Here is a 14,448-nt window from a genome sequence, read left to right on the forward strand (position 1 = left end):
GGCCCGCAGGCTTCGTACACTCGCACCTCATACAGGCGCACCTGCGGGAGGCGACGATGCAGCAGGTCCAGAGTGAAGGCGTGATCAGCGCGATGTCCCAGGCCACCGATGGGCAGCAGGCGGCCCAGGAGTTGGCGCGACAGCTATTGCATCCGCATTTGGGCTTCGTGCTGTTTTTCTGTTCCGCCGAGTACGACTTGCAGGTGCTGGGCCCGGCCTTGCAACAGAGCTTCGGCGGGATTCGCCTGGTGGGTTGCACCAGCGCCGGGGAAATCACGCCGCAAGGTTACGGCCGCAATTGCGTGACGGCGGTAGGGTTCGATCATCGGCACTTTTCCATCGCCATCGAACTGATCGATGAGATGGAGCGCTTCAGCCTGATCGACGCCCAGCAAATGGTCGAACGCCTGGTGGGCGGCTGCCGCAGTAACACCCTGGCGCCGATCAAGGGCAACAGCTTTGCCCTGACCTTGCTCGATGGCCTGTCCAGCCGCGAAGAAATGGTCCTCGCCGCGTTGAGTGCGGCGTTGGGCGACATCCCGCATTTCGGCGGTTCCGCCGGTGATGACAACTACCTGACCCACACCCACGTGTACTTCGACGGCGCGTTCCACAGCGGCGCGGCGGTGGTGGTGCTGGTCAACACCTGGCTCGACTTCGAAGTGTTCACCACCCACCACATCCTGCCCCGGGCGGAAAAACTGGTGGTCACCGGGGCCGACAGCGCCTCACGACGGGTCTTCGAACTCAACGCCGAACCCGCCGCCGAGGAGTACGCCCGGCACATCGGCGTACCGGTGGCCGAGCTCGATCACCGGATCTTCGCCGCGCACCCGTTGGCGGTGAGGATCAACGATCAGTATTACGTACGCGCGATCCAGCAGGTGCACCCGGACCTGAGCCTGAGTTTCTACTGCGCCGTGGAAAACGGTATCGTCCTCACCGCCATGACCCCAGGCCCGATGCTGCCGAACCTGCAAGCGCTGTTCACGGGCCTGGAAGAACGCCTCGGCGACCTGCTGCTGACCATCGGCTGCGACTGTTTTTTGCGGCGCCTGGAACTGGAAGGCGGCGACAGCCTGGAGTCGATCGGAGCGTTTTTACGTGAGCATCGGGTGATGGGGTTCAACACCTACGGAGAACAGTTCAATGGCATGCACATCAACCAGACCTTCACCGGGGTTGCCATTGCCCGAGGCCGTTCCCCTGGACACCGTTGAGCTACAGGCGCAGATCGCCAGCTTGCAGCGCGACAACCACAAACTGCAGCGCATCAACGGCGCGCTGATCGAACGCATTGAATCCGGCATCACCCGGGGCAACGACCCGTATGCGGCGTTCCAGCATTCGGTGGTGCTGGCCGAGCAGGTCCGCGAGCGTACCGATGCGCTGAACCAGGCCATGGCCGAACTCAAGGCCGGCAATCATTTGCTCAGCGATGCCCGCTTGCGGGCGGAAACCGCGCACCAGCATTTGATCGATGCCATCGAGAGCATTTCCGACGCCTTCGTGCTGTTCGACGAAGACCAGCGCATCGTGCTGTTCAACAGCCGCTTCAAGGCCTTCTGGGGCAACAGCCGGGTGCGGATCATCGCCGGCATGCACCTGGCGGAGGTCAAGCGCTTGATGACCGCCACCCGGTTGTTCATCGAGGAACCCCGGGGCCACGCCGATCAGAACCTGCTGTATCGCCTGCAAAATGGCCGTTGGTTGCAGGTCAGCGAGCGGCCGACCCAGGAGGGCGGGCGGGTGATCCTGTTCACCGACATCACCGACGTCAAACTCAGCGAAACCGTGCGCCGCGAGCAAGCGGTGGCGCAAAAATCCCACCTGCTGCAACGGGCGGTGGACAACCTGTCCCAAGGCGTGGCGATGGTCAACGCCGAGGGCATTCTGGAGCTGTGGAACCGGCGCTTCCTTGAACTCAGTGGCCTCGCGCCGGTGGCCGCCCATCGGCCCTTTGCCGAAGTCATCGCCGACAGCGAATTAACCCTGCTGACCCCCGCCAGTCGCGACAACAATGGCCGGCCGGTGCAGGAATGCGAACAGCGACTCTATGACGGCCGGGTCCTGGAAATTCGCACCCATCCGCTGCCCACTGGCGGTTTCGTCAACACCTTCACCGACATCACCGAACGCTACCAGCACGCCGAAGCCCTCAGCGAAAGCGAGCGCTGGATTCGCCTGATCACCGACCACGTGCCAGCGTTGATCGCCTACCTCAACGCCGATCTGGTCTACGAGTTCACCAACAAGGTCTATGAAGAATGGTACTGCTGGCCCCGGGGCGTGATGCTCGGGCAGAGCCTGCGGGAAGTGCACAGCGAGCAGCATTACCAGCGCCTGGAAGCCTACGTCGCCCGGGCTCTGGCCGGGGAGAGCGTGACCTTCGAGTTCGCCGAAACCAACATCAATAACCAGGAGCGCTACATGCTGCGCTCCTACGTACCCAATCGCCTGGCCACCGGAGAAGTGGTGGGGATTTTCGTGTTGATCCGCGACATCACCGAACGCCGCCGCACCGCCGAAGCCTTGCACCAGGCCTATCAAAACCTGGAGTTGCGAGTGCGCGAGCGCACGGCGGAACTGACCACCCTCAACGATCAACTGTTGCGCGAGATAGACGAGCGCCGCCGGGTTGAATCTCGCCTGCGCGAAGCCAAACTGGAGGCCGAACAGGCCAACCTGTCGAAGACCAAGTTCCTTGCCGCCGTCAGCCACGATTTGCTGCAACCGCTGAACGCCGCCCGACTGTTTGCCAGCGCCTTGCTCGAACGCCGGGAGCCCCAGGCCAACGAAATGCTGGTGCGCAACGTCAGCAATTCCCTGGAAGACGTGGAAAACCTGCTCGGCACCCTGGTGGACATTTCCAAACTCGATGCCGGGGTGATCAAGGCCGATATCGCGCCATTTGCCCTCAGCGAATTGCTGGAAAATCTCGCCGCCGAATATACCCATGTGGCCCGCAGCGAAGGGCTGGAGCTGCATTTCATTCCCTGTTCGGCGCTGGTGCGCAGCGACATCCAGTTGCTGGCGCGGATCCTGCGCAATCTGCTGAGCAACGCGATTCGCTACACCTACAGCGGCCGCGTGGTGCTCGGTTGCCGGCGCCATCATCAGCGTTTGTCGATTGAAGTCTGGGACAGCGGCATGGGCATCGCCGAAAACCGTCTGGAGGAGATTTTCCAGGAGTTCAAGCGTGGCGATGTGCAGCGGCCGGATCAGGATCGCGGATTGGGCCTGGGGTTGGCGATTGTCGAGAAGATCGCGGGCATTCTCGGGCACCGGATTTATGTGCGCTCGTGGCCGGGCAAGGGCTCGATGTTTTCCGTCGAAGTGCCGCTTAGTGCTACGGCGCCCAAGGCGTTGCCGAACCTGCTGATGAGCGAACCGATGCTGGAACGCCTGCGCGGGGCGCGGGTATGGGTGCTGGACAACGACGCGGCGATTTGCGCGGGGATGCGCACGTTGCTGGAAGGGTGGGGCTGTCTGGTGGTCACGGCGCTGTCGGAGCAGGACCTTGCGCGGCAAGTGGACAACTATCACCAGGAAGCAGACCTGCTGATTGCCGATTATCACCTGGACGATGACCAGAACGGCGTCGATGCCGTGGCCCGGATCAATGCTCGGCGCGGCTCGGCCATCCCGGCAATGATGATTACGGCCAATTACAGTAATGAGCTGAAGCTGCAGATTCGGGAGTTGGGGCACACCTTGATGCATAAGCCAGTGCGGCCGATGAAGCTCAAGACAGCGATGAGTCATATGCTCGGTAGGCCTTGAGATTTGCGGAGTTTGTGAGGGCCCCTTCGCGAGCAAGCCCGCTCCCACATTGGAATGCATTTCAAATGTGGGAGCGGGCTTGCTCGCGAATGAGGCGACGCGGTCTCAACGCCTTAAGTAAGACCCAAAATCAATATCCCCGGCACTCAAGATCGCCTGCACCCGGTTGTGCACATTGAGTTTGCGCAGGATCGCCGACACATGCGCCTTGACCGTGGTTTCGGCGATTTCCAGGGTGTAGGCGATCTGTTTGTTCGACTCGCCCTTGGTCATGCGTTCCAGCACCAGCAACTGCTTGCGGGTCAGGGCCTGGAGCAGTTCCGGCGGGAAGCTCGGGTTGTCGTTCATCCGCCGATGGGTGCCGGGTTTTTGTGTGCGGATGATGTCCGGCGGCAGGTACACATTGCCGTTGAGAATCTGCTGGATGGCCTCGGTCATATGCAGGCGTGGCGAGGACTTGGTGATAAACCCCACCGCGCCATAGGTGATGGCTTGCAGCACGATCTGCTTGTCCTGTTCGGCGGAGACAATCACCACCGGAATGGTCGGCGCCTCGTTGCGCAGGTTGATCAGGCCATTGAGGCCGTGCATGCCGGGCATGTTCAGGTCGAGCAGGATCAGGTCCAGGTCGTCGTGTTCCTGGGTCAGCAGCAGGGCGCTGTCCAGGTCGGCGGTTTCCATGACTTCGCTGCCAGGGAAACCGTCGCTGATGACGTTATGAATGGCTTCGCGAAACAGCGGGTGATCGTCGGCAATCAGAATTTTGTACATGGCCATTCACCTCATTATTTTGATTTTTGGTGGGGCAACATCGTGCACGTCTTCAGTCAGGGAAAGGGCTCGGGCTGGGCCGGCGCAACGGGCAGGTTCGCCGCTTGCCAGGCGTCCAGGCCATCGCGATACCAATACACTGACTTATAGCCCATGGCGGTGGCGCGTTTTACCGCGTTCCAGCTCAGCCAGCAATCGGAACGGCAGTAGAAGACCAGCGGTTGCTGGTGATCGCCGTCGGTGAATTTATCCAGATTACGCGCAAAGTACGTCTGCCAGTCGAGTGTCAGGTCGCCGTCGCCGGTATTGGCCAGCCAATGGCTGCCGGGCAGGTTTTCGTGGGGCTGGTCTTCGATGAATTGACCTTGCAGCCATTGGCGGCGGTAGACGTCGATCAGCACCGGGCGCGGCGTCTGGTTGAGCAGGTTTTGCAGGGCGGGGGTGTCGATGATCGTCGCGTCTTGCAATTGATTCGGTGTCGGGCTGCGGTACAGGCCGATGCGGTAACCGTCAGCGGAGAACAGCGGGGTTTCGGCGTGCGCGACGCCCAGCAACAGGCTGAGCGACAAGGCGGCGAGGCAGGGGCGCAGCAGACAACGTCGGGCACGCGGCATGGGGTTCAATCCTTATCGTTATGAACCTATTACATGCCAGGCGCGGTGCGAAGGGAATGCGACGATAGACAGGTAAAGCAGTACTAAAGTAGTAATTTCAGCTGATTGGCAGGTGCTTTATGTGGGAGCGAGCTTGCTCGCGATGAGGCCGCCACATTCAACATAGATGTTGGCTGAGAGTCCGCTATCGCGAGCAAGCTCGCTCCCACAGGGGACTTGTGTTGTTAGCTAACCTTGCGCACGGCAGCGTGTTGCGGGTTGAAGGTCAGTACCGCGAGCAGCACGAACACCAGCGTCAACCCCATGCACACCGCCAGCGCCAATGGGTTAAAGCGCTCATACAGGGCAAACCGCACCAACTCCACCGCGTGGGTAAACGGGTTCAACGCGCACAGCCAATACAACCACTCACTGGACTCGCGCATTTTCCACAGCGGATACAGCGCCGACGACAGGAAAAACAGCGGGAAGATCACAAAATTCATCACCCCGGCGAAGTTCTCCAACTGCCGGATCGCGTTGGACAGCAACAGCCCCAACGCACTGAGCATCAACGCCACCAGCAGCAACGCCGGCAAAGCAATCAACAGCCCCATGGCCGGCGGTTGCACGCCGTACACCCAGGCGATCGCTAAAAACCCATACACCTGCAACAGCGAAATCAGCGACGTCGCCAACAACTTGCTGCACAGCAAAAAGGTCCGGGGCAGGGGACTGGTCAGCAGCACGCGCATGCTACCCATCTCCCGGTCGTAGACCATCGACAGCGAACCTTGCATGCCGTTGAACAGCAGGATCATGCAGGCCAGCCCCGGAATGATGTACACCTCGTACGGAATGTAGGTGTCGTAAGGCTCGATGATCGCGATGCCCAGTGCCGCGCGAAACCCGGCGGCGAACACCAGCAGCCACAACAGTGGCCGCACCAGCGCACTGAGAAACCGCGTGCGCTGCAACACAAAACGCAGCCATTCGCGCAGCACAATCCCGTTGAAACACTGCCAATACGCATTCATCGAGCGGCTCCCGTGGTGGTCAGTCGAGCGAAGGCTGAACCCAGGTCGCCGCCGTGCTCCAGGCTCAGAACGTCAGCTTGACCACTGGCGACCAGTCGTCCCTGATGAAGAATCAGCAAGTCGTCGCTCGGCTGCACTTCATCCAACAAATGCGTGGTCCAGAGCACGCTGATCCCTTGCTCGCGGCACAGGCTGCGGATGTGTTGATTGAGCGCCAGGCGACTGGCCGGGTCGAGGCCGACGCTGGCTTCATCCAGCAGCAACAGACGCGGCTCATGCAGCAAGGCCCGGGCGATTTCCACCCGGCGCCGGTGGCCGCCATTCAGTTCACGGACTTTTTCGCGGCGGCGTTCGGTCAGGCCTTGGCGGGTCAATTCGGCTTCGACCCGCAGGCCGGTCTGGCGCCGGGACAGGCCGTGCAGCGCGGCGTGATAACGCAGGTTCTGCTCGACGCTGAGGTCCAGGTCCAGCGTGCTTTGCTGAAACACCACGCCCAATTGCTTGAGCGCCGGGCGCGGTGCCTCGCGCAATGAACAACCGCCGACGCGGATGTCCCCGCGCTGCACATCGTAGAACCGGGTCAGCAGCGCAATCAGCGTCGACTTCCCGGCCCCGTTCGGCCCCAGCAACGCGGCAAAACGCCCCGGCGCCAGGTTGAAACTCACCTGACGCAAGGCCTCCTTGGCGCCATAGGCGAAGCTCAGTTCGCTGACTTCCAGGGCATTCATGGCGTGACCACCACGCCCCACGGATAGCGCCCGACCTTGATCGATTTGCTGACCTTGAGGCTGTCGACATCAATCACCGACACATCGCCGCTGACGCCGTTGGTGGCGAGCAATTGCTTCTGATCCGGAGTGAACGACATCTGCCAGACCCGGCGCCCGACCAACAGGTAATCCAGCACTGCGAAGGTCTTGGCATCGACCACCGCCACATGGTTCGCCGGGCCGAGGGCGACGAAGCCGTACTTGCCGTCGGCGCTGAGCTTGATCCCTACGGGCTGGACTTTGTCCGGGTGCACGCCCTTGATCTGGAAGTTCACGGTCTTGAGAATCTTGCGCGTCGCCACATCGAGAATCGTCACCGTGCCGCCGATTTCCGCCGAGGCCCAGAGTTGCGAACCGTCCGGGGAAAACTCGACGAACCGTGGGCGCTGATCCACCAATGTGCTGTCGGCCAGGGTCTGAGTGCTGGTGTCGATCCAGTGCAGCATGTTGGTGGTTTCGCTGGTGTTCACCGCCCACTTGCCATCGGGGCTGACCGCCATGCCTTCGGGCTCGACGCCGACGTTGATCTGGCTCAGCACCTTGGAGGTTTCGGTGTCGATCACCGTCACCAGCGCATCGTCTTCGTTGGAAACGTACAGCCAGCGGTTGTTCGGGTGCAGGGCGAATTGCTCGGGGTCTTTGCCCGATGGCAGTTCCTTGATGATCTTGCGCGTGGCCACGTCCATCACCTGGACCCGGTCCGAGTCACTGGCGCAGATGTACAACAGCTTGCTGTCGTGGGACAGCAACAGCCCGCGCGGGCGCTGGCCGACGGGCAGGGTGTCGGTGACTTGCAGGGTCTGCATGTCGATCAGGCTCAGGCTGTTGTCCTTTTCGTTGGAGACCCAGGCGGTGCTGGCCACGGCGTGCCCGGCGGCAAGCAGCAGGGCGCATGAAAGCAGGGTACGGCGCATGGCGGATTCCTTTTTTTGTTGTGGTTTTTGTGGAAAGTCGGATCAGGGAAAGCGGCAGGTCACTTCGGGCTTGTCGTAGCCCAGGCTGTCCATTTCGTTGACGGGGTGCAGGAAACCGTCCTGGGGCGAGGTGCTGACCAGTGCGCGCGGTTGCACGATGGGGATCGGCTGGCGCAACTGGCCGTTCCACGCCCGATAACTGAGCTTGCGGCCCTTGAAACCGTCGAGCGGCAGTTGATCGCTGATCTCCAGGGTGCGGATCGCCATCGGGTCGGTTTGACGCAATTTGGTCACGGCGCTGGCGATGCTGCGCACGGCCATCCACGCGGCGAAATCCCGGTCATTCATCCAGCGACCGGCCAGGGCTTCGAAGCGTTTTTGCAACTGCGCGGCACCGTAGGTTTCCACGGTCTTGTGCCAGCCCACCGGGGTCAGGCCCTGGGTGCCGGCGACCGGGCGCGGATACCAGGTCTGGTAGGGCACGTATTCGCCGAAGTCACCGCGTTCGTCCGCCACCAGCACCACGTCGTACTCGGCGGTCTGGGTGAACAGCGGCATGTCGGCCTGGGCGCTGCGGCGTTGATCGTTGTCGAAGCTCCAGGCTTTTTCCGCCACCAGTTTCAGGCCGAAGCGTTTGGCGGCGCGGCGCAGGGCGGCGGCGTAGGCTTGATCGTCCGGGGTCGGGCCGACAATCAGCAGCGCCCGTTGCCATTTGCGCACCACCAGAAATTGCGCCAATGCGTCGGCCAACATCGCCCGGCTCGGCAGGCTGTGCAGCACGTTCGGCAAGCAATCGGTGCTGCGCAGGCTGTCATCCGGGCTGCCGGCGTTGAACAGCAAACTGTCCGGCAACACCGCGCTGAGCCGGCGCAGAGTTTCCACCGGCGCATTCACCACAAACAGGCGCAGGCCCTGGTCGTGTTGGGCCTTGGCCGCGTCGATCAGCGCATCCGGGGTGTCGGTGCTGGCGCTGACCAGGCTGTAGCTGTGGTTGAGAAAACGTCCGGTGCTGTTGCTGTCGGTGATCGCCAGTTCGGCACCACGCAGCCCGGCATCGGCAGGTTCGGGAATGACATTCGACAGCAGCGGCCCCGGATCGGGGCGATAGCCGAGGTAGCCGATCTGCACCTGCAACGGCGCGTCGGCGGCCTGGCTCTGGGTTGCCAGCCCGGCGGCGCAGGCAATCGCCAGCAGGTAGATCAAGGCGTAGGGGGCAAGCTGGCGCATAAGGCACTCCATGTCGGGTAGCGCCAGCATAGGAAGCCTGTGAGGTAGAGGAAATATGCAGAAAGTAGCGGACAGCCAGTACCAAGGTCGTAAATCCCGGCGACGGTGCGCCACAAGCCCTACTACCAAGGTACTGGGCGGCGGCCACCAAAGCAGCATGGGGCTGGCGGGATGGGGTTCCTAAGATGGGTCCCATAGCCTCTTCACGGAGGTTTTGCGTGCAACCCTGAGGGCATAACAATGACAACAAAACGCAACGCCTTGCTTGTTGCCGGACTGCTGGCCGGTTTTATCAGCGCAGGTCCGATCTGGGCCCACGGCAACGTGGTGCCACAAGCGGTGGAAACCCCGGGCCTGACCCCGATCAAAGACGCCGGCGTACCAGTGGATGGCGATGGCTGGGCGACGGTGAACCCGTATCGCAACTCCCCGCAGCACGATAAAGCGCTGGAAATCGGCTCATCGGCCTACAACCAGAATTGCGCGGCCTGCCATGGTCTGGAAGCCAAGTCTGGAGGCATCGCCCCGGATCTGCGCCTTCTCGATGTCGGCGACGCCGGTGATGAATGGTTCGTCGAACGAGTGCGTAATGGCGCCGTGCGTGACGGCCGGGTCTACATGCCGAAAATGGCGGATTACTTGAGTCAGGAAGCCTTGTGGGCGGTGCGTACCTACCTGGACAGCGTGCACTCCGAGGAGTAACCCATGCGCCTGCTCGCTGTGTTGATCAGTGCTGTGTTGCTGTGCTGCCAAGGGGCGCAGGCGCAGGTTCGGACCTATGACCAAATGATCGCCGCCGGAGAGCTGAAAGTCGCGGTGTACAAGGACTTCGCGCCTTACAGTTTCGAAGACGCCGGCCAGCCCCGGGGCGTGGATGTCGACCTCGCCCAGGCCCTGGCCACCGCGCTGGGGGTCAAGCTCAAACTGATCTGGGCCCCGGCCGGCGAGAAGCTCGACGACGACCTGCGTGATTACATCTGGCGCGCGAGTCAGTTGCACGATCAGCAACTGGCCGACCTGATGATGCGCGTGCCTTATGACCGGGATTACTCCCAGAAGCGCAACGAACTCGGCGAGCTGGAAAACGACCATGTGGTGATGTTCGGCCCGTATCAGAACGAGCAATGGCAGGTCGCCTATGACCGTCGTCGCCTGGACTCGGTGGGCAGCGTCGCGGTGTTCGAACAGCACCCGATTGGCGTCGAAGTCGACAGCGTGCCCTCGTTCTACCTGACCTCGGTGTTCAACGGCATGCTCGCCGCCAAGACTCACCACTACCCCGGCGTACCCCAGGCCTTTGCCGCTATGAAGGCCGGTGAAGTCGACGCGGTGATGGCCATGCGTGGCGAAGTCGATTGGCAGGTGCATGAAGCCCACGATCCGCAAGTGGCGCTGGCGCAAAACGCCTACCCGAACATGGGCAAGCAGCGCTGGGAGATCGGCATGGCGGTGCATGAAAGCAACCGGCAATTGTCGTATGCCCTGGAGGAGGCGCTGGAAGCCATGATCCGCGAGGGCTCGGTGCAAGCCATTTACGCCCGTTACGGCCTGCAATACGAAGTGCCGGAGATGTATCAATAGTGAACGGACGAGCGCTTTGCCTGCTGGTCTGTTGGCTGCCGTTGGCCGCACACGCGGCGGATATCGATCCCGGTCAGGACCCGGTGCCCTCGGTGATGTGGGCCTTCTATCACAAGCAAATGCTCGGCGATGCCCCGTTCGTGTTCGATGAGCGGGTCAAGCTGCTGGCGCCACCCTTCGCCGAAGACGCACGCCAGGTGCCGCTGGAAATCGATGCCCGGGCGTTCAAGGGCGAGGTGGTGAAGATCCTCGCCTGGGCCGAGCTCAATCCGCTGCCGAAAATCGTCGATTTCCAACCGCAGGATCGGGTGCTGCCATGGTTGTCGATCCGCATCCGCATCGAACAGGCCACGCCATTGCGTGCGGCGGTGTTGACCCGGGATGGCGTCTGGCATGTCGGCTCGACCCTGATCGATGCGGCGGGCGGCGGCTGCACGGCGCCGAGCGTGGTGCGCACGCAACCGGGTTGGGAAGAGCACATTGGCGAAGTACTCGGTGGGCGTTATCCCCGTGGCGAATTCAGCCGTGTGCGCTTGCAGGTGGCGCACCCGATGGACAACGGCATGGTCAGCGGCATCCCGGAATTCTTTATCAACCACGCCGAACTGCGCGATCAAAACGATCAGGTGCTGGCGACGCTGGAGCTGTTTCCCGCCGTCAGCGAAAACCCCAACCTGGCCTTCGACATCGAAGGGGTAGGGCAGACGCGCCTGTTGCTGCGGGACAACAGCGGCAATCAATTCGATGCGGCCATCCCCTGAGCCAAGGAGCGCGTCATGCGTTGGATATTGCTGTTGTTCATCGGTCTGAGCCTGCCTACGTTGGCGGCGGAGCTCGAGTACGCACTCAAGCCGCGGCTGATTGCTCCAGACACCTGGCTGCTGGAGGGCAGTACTGACAATTTCGCCAAGGCCAACGGCGGCAATATCGTCAACACCGGGTTTATCGTCACCGAGCGCGGGGTGGTGGTGATCGACACCGGGCCGTCGAAACGTTACGGCGAAGCGATGCGCAAGGTCATCGCCACGGTCACCGATAAACCGGTGATCGAGGTGCTGCTGACCCATCATCACCCCGACCATGCGCTGGGCAATCAGGCGTTTGCTGACGTGCCGATTGGCGCACTGGCCGGCACCACCGAACTGCTGCATCAGCAGGGCGATGCCATGGCCGAGAACATGTATCGGCTGGTGGGCGACTGGATGCGCGGCACCGAGGTGGTGTTGCCCAGCGAGACGCTGACACCGGGGCTGAAAAGTTTTGGGAACCACGATCTGCGCCTGCTAAGCCTGGGTGGGCATACCGGCGCGGATCTGGCTATTCTCGACCAGCAAACCGGCGTGCTGTTTGCCGGGGACCTGATGTTTTATCAGCGGGCCCTGACCACCCCGAACAGCCCGGGGCTGGCGGTGTGGCTGGCGGACATCGCCACCCTGCAAGCCTTGCCCTGGACGCTGATCGTGCCCGGCCACGGACCGGTGACCACGGATGCCAGACCCTTCGAACAAATGCATGACTACCTGACCTGGCTCGACCAACTCCTGCGTGACGGCGCCGCCAATGGCAGCGACATGTCCGAGATGATCCGCAGCCCGATTCCCGAGCGGTTTGCCGGGATCAACCTGAGTCGCTACGAACTGATCCGCAGTGTCAGCCATTTGTACCCGGGCTACGAGCGGGCACAGATGACCCGCGTCGATTCCACCGCAACCCAATGACCCAACACAGAACCCCTGTGGGAGCGGGCTTGCTCGCGAAAGCGGTGTATCAGTTGACAGTGATGTTGCCTGGCACACCGCTTTCGCGAGCAAGCCCGCTCCCACAAGGGTTCCAGGGTGATCGCTACATCGACCCGGTACTAAGGAACTAGCAATCTCAACACTGCGGGCAATTGTTGCCAGGGCGGCGGCGCCCAAGAATCTGCACCAGACCGGGAAAATTTCCCGGGTATAACAAAAAACCGCAGAGGTAGCCGTCATGACCCAACCCGCACGTCGCCAACCCTTCGTCTTGAGCGTGTTGCTCAGTGCCATGCTGTTGTCCGGCTCGGTATTGGCTGCCGTCTCCGACCAGGACATTCTCCAGGACCCCAAGAACCCGGAGCAGATCGTCACCAACGGTCTGGGCGTCCAGGGTCAGCGCTACAGTCCGCTGGACACCCTCAACGTCGACAACGTCAAGGAACTGCGGCCGGTCTGGGCCTTCTCCTTCGGCGGTGAAAAACAGCGCGGTCAGCAAGCACAACCGATGATCAAGGACGGCGTGATGTACATGACCGGTTCCTACTCCCGGGTGTTTGCGGTGGATGCGCGCACCGGCAAGAAGCTCTGGCAATACGATGCGCGCCTGCCGGATGACATCCGCCCTTGCTGTGACGTGATCAACCGTGGCGTGGCGCTGTACGGCGACTTGGTGTTCTTCGGCACCCTCGACGCCAAGCTCGTGGCCCTGAACAAGGACACCGGCAAAGTGGTGTGGAGCAAGCAGGTGGCCGACCACAAGGAAGGCTATTCCATCAGCGCCGCGCCACTGGTGATCAACGGCAAACTGATTACCGGCGTGGCCGGTGGCGAGTTCGGGGTGGTGGGCAAGATCTCCGCCTACGACCCGAAAAACGGTGAGTTGCTGTGGGTCCGGCCGACGGTCGAAGGCCACATGGGCTACATCTACAAGGACGGCAAAGCGATTGAGAACGGCATCTCCGGCGGCGAAGCCGGCAAGACCTGGCCCGGCGATTTGTGGAAAACCGGCGGCGCCGCGCCTTGGCTCGGCGGCTACTACGACCCGGAAACCAATCTGCTGCTGTTCGGCACCGGCAACCCCGCGCCGTGGAACTCGCACCTGCGTCCTGGCGACAACCTCTATTCGTCGTCGCGCCTGGCGCTGAACCCGGACGACGGCACCATCAAATGGCACTTCCAGAGCACGCCCCACGACGGTTGGGACTATGACGGCGTCAACGAGCTGATCTCGTTCAATTACACCGAGGGCGGCAAGGAAATCAAAGCCGCCGCCACCGCCGACCGTAACGGTTTTTTCTACGTGCTGGACCGCACCAACGGCAAGTTCATCCGTGGCTTCCCGTTCGTGGACAAGATCACCTGGGCCACCGGCCTGGATAAGGATGGCCGGCCGATCTACAACGAAGACAGCCGTCCGGGCGCGCCGGGCTCTGAAGCCAAGGGCAGCTCAGTGTTTGTAGCCCCGGCATTCCTCGGCGCGAAAAACTGGATGCCGATGGCCTACAACAAGGACACCAAGCTGTTCTACGTGCCGTCCAACGAGTGGGGCATGGACATCTGGAACGAAGGCATCGCCTACAAAAAAGGCGCGGCGTTCCTCGGCGCCGGGTTCACCATCAAGCCGTTGAACGAAGACTACATCGGTGTGCTGCGCGCCATCGATCCGGTCACCGGCAAGGAAGTCTGGCGCCACAAGAACTACGCGCCGCTGTGGGGCGGGGTGCTGACCACCAAAGGCAACCTGGTGTTCACCGGCACGCCGGAAGGGTTCCTCCAGGCCTTCAACGCCAAGACTGGCGAGAAAGTCTGGGAATTCCAGACCGGCTCCGGCGTGCTCGGCTCGCCCGTGACCTGGGAAATGGACGGCGAACAGTACGTCTCGGTCCTCTCTGGTTGGGGCGGCGCCGTACCGCTGTGGGGCGGCGAAGTGGCCAAGCGCATCAAGGACTTCAACCAGGGCGGGATGCTCTGGACCTTTAAGCTGCCGAAAGACCTGGTCGTGGCCAAGCACTGACCCTGAGCCCACCGCG

13 protein-coding genes are annotated in these 14,448 nt (G+C 62.1%); 7 read left to right on the forward strand and 6 right to left on the reverse strand.

Going from position 1 to position 14,448, the window contains the following annotated elements:
* Nucleotides 1-56: 56 nt before the first annotated feature.
* The gene (gene nosP / locus BK665_RS22455) at nt 57-1,220 is read left to right on the forward strand and encodes a nitric oxide-sensing protein NosP (protein WP_123408809.1); all 1,164 of its coding nucleotides are present in this window, start codon (nt 57-59) and stop codon (nt 1,218-1,220) included.
* On the forward strand, nt 1,189-3,783 hold the full coding sequence (gene nahK, locus BK665_RS22460; RefSeq protein WP_123408810.1) for a hybrid sensor histidine kinase/response regulator NahK/ErcS': 2,595 nt from the start codon (nt 1,189-1,191) through the stop codon (nt 3,781-3,783). Before nosP ends, nahK begins: the two co-directional genes overlap by 32 nt.
* A 105-nt stretch (nt 3,784-3,888) precedes the next feature.
* Here nahK and BK665_RS22465 read toward each other — a convergent pair whose 3' ends face one another.
* The 6 genes from BK665_RS22465 to pedA1 form a co-directional block, all read right to left on the reverse strand.
* Nucleotides 3,889-4,554, reverse strand: coding sequence for a response regulator transcription factor (locus BK665_RS22465; protein ID WP_123409008.1), 666 nt, complete (start codon nt 4,552-4,554; stop codon nt 3,889-3,891).
* A 56-nt stretch (nt 4,555-4,610) separates the two neighbouring features.
* A complete protein-coding gene (locus BK665_RS22470) occupies nt 4,611-5,168 on the reverse strand; it encodes a PQQ-dependent catabolism-associated CXXCW motif protein (RefSeq protein ID WP_123408811.1) in 558 nt (185 codons plus the stop codon).
* 224 nt (nt 5,169-5,392) lie between these two features.
* A complete protein-coding gene (gene pedC / locus BK665_RS22475; RefSeq protein WP_123408812.1) occupies nt 5,393-6,184 on the reverse strand; it encodes a lanthanide ABC transporter permease protein PedC in 792 nt (263 codons plus the stop codon).
* A complete protein-coding gene (gene pedB / locus BK665_RS22480) occupies nt 6,181-6,912 on the reverse strand; it encodes a lanthanide ABC transporter ATP-binding protein PedB/LutE (protein WP_123408813.1) in 732 nt (243 codons plus the stop codon). Before pedB ends, pedC begins: the two co-directional genes overlap by 4 nt.
* Nucleotides 6,909-7,868: a YVTN family beta-propeller repeat protein gene (locus BK665_RS22485; RefSeq protein ID WP_123408814.1), complete on the reverse strand. Its 960-nt coding sequence runs from the start codon at nt 7,866-7,868 to the stop codon at nt 6,909-6,911. Before BK665_RS22485 ends, pedB begins: the two co-directional genes overlap by 4 nt.
* A 42-nt stretch (nt 7,869-7,910) precedes the next feature.
* Nucleotides 7,911-9,095, reverse strand: a complete 1,185-nt coding sequence (gene pedA1, locus BK665_RS22490) for a lanthanide ABC transporter ABC transporter substrate-binding protein PedA1 (RefSeq protein WP_123408815.1) — start codon at nt 9,093-9,095, stop codon at nt 7,911-7,913.
* Between the two features lie 240 nt (nt 9,096-9,335).
* Between pedA1 and pedF the strand changes: the two genes are divergently transcribed.
* The 5 genes from pedF (at nt 9,336) to BK665_RS22515 (ending at nt 14,432) form a co-directional block, all read left to right on the forward strand.
* Nucleotides 9,336-9,797 (forward strand): cytochrome c-550 PedF, encoded by a 462-nt coding sequence (gene pedF / locus BK665_RS22495; protein ID WP_123408816.1) that lies wholly within the window; start codon nt 9,336-9,338, stop codon nt 9,795-9,797.
* Between the two features lie 3 nt (nt 9,798-9,800).
* The gene (locus BK665_RS22500) at nt 9,801-10,676 is read left to right on the forward strand and encodes a substrate-binding periplasmic protein (RefSeq protein ID WP_123408817.1); all 876 of its coding nucleotides are present in this window, start codon (nt 9,801-9,803) and stop codon (nt 10,674-10,676) included.
* Entirely contained in the window at nt 10,676-11,437 is a 762-nt protein-coding gene (locus tag BK665_RS22505; protein WP_123408818.1) for a quinoprotein dehydrogenase-associated SoxYZ-like carrier, read from the forward strand. Before BK665_RS22500 ends, BK665_RS22505 begins: the two co-directional genes overlap by 1 nt.
* Nucleotides 11,438-11,452: 15 nt before the next feature.
* On the forward strand, nt 11,453-12,394 hold the full coding sequence (locus BK665_RS22510) for a quinoprotein relay system zinc metallohydrolase 1 (protein ID WP_123408819.1): 942 nt from the start codon (nt 11,453-11,455) through the stop codon (nt 12,392-12,394).
* Between the two features lie 259 nt (nt 12,395-12,653).
* Nucleotides 12,654-14,432: a PQQ-dependent methanol/ethanol family dehydrogenase gene (locus BK665_RS22515; RefSeq protein WP_123408820.1), complete on the forward strand. Its 1,779-nt coding sequence runs from the start codon at nt 12,654-12,656 to the stop codon at nt 14,430-14,432.
* The last annotated feature ends 16 nt before the right edge of the window (nt 14,433-14,448 follow it).

This window comes from Pseudomonas frederiksbergensis (genome assembly GCF_003732665.1).
Classification (GTDB): domain Bacteria; phylum Pseudomonadota; class Gammaproteobacteria; order Pseudomonadales; family Pseudomonadaceae; genus Aquipseudomonas; species Aquipseudomonas frederiksbergensis_G.

Coding starts and splice junctions, on each gene's coding strand:
- BK665_RS22465 (WP_123409008.1), bottom strand. CDS start 4,554: ATGTACAAAATTCTGATTGCCGACGATCACCCGCTGTTTCGCGAAGCC.
- BK665_RS22500 (WP_123408817.1), top strand. CDS start 9,801: ATGCGCCTGCTCGCTGTGTTGATCAGTGCTGTGTTGCTGTGCTGCCAA.
- nosP (WP_123408809.1), top strand. CDS start 57: ATGCAGCAGGTCCAGAGTGAAGGCGTGATCAGCGCGATGTCCCAGGCC.
- pedB (WP_123408813.1), bottom strand. CDS start 6,912: ATGAATGCCCTGGAAGTCAGCGAACTGAGCTTCGCCTATGGCGCCAAG.
- BK665_RS22515 (WP_123408820.1), top strand. CDS start 12,654: ATGACCCAACCCGCACGTCGCCAACCCTTCGTCTTGAGCGTGTTGCTC.
- pedA1 (WP_123408815.1), bottom strand. CDS start 9,095: ATGCGCCAGCTTGCCCCCTACGCCTTGATCTACCTGCTGGCGATTGCC.
- BK665_RS22510 (WP_123408819.1), top strand. CDS start 11,453: ATGCGTTGGATATTGCTGTTGTTCATCGGTCTGAGCCTGCCTACGTTG.
- BK665_RS22470 (WP_123408811.1), bottom strand. CDS start 5,168: ATGCCGCGTGCCCGACGTTGTCTGCTGCGCCCCTGCCTCGCCGCCTTG.
- pedC (WP_123408812.1), bottom strand. CDS start 6,184: ATGAATGCGTATTGGCAGTGTTTCAACGGGATTGTGCTGCGCGAATGG.
- pedF (WP_123408816.1), top strand. CDS start 9,336: ATGACAACAAAACGCAACGCCTTGCTTGTTGCCGGACTGCTGGCCGGT.
- BK665_RS22485 (WP_123408814.1), bottom strand. CDS start 7,868: ATGCGCCGTACCCTGCTTTCATGCGCCCTGCTGCTTGCCGCCGGGCAC.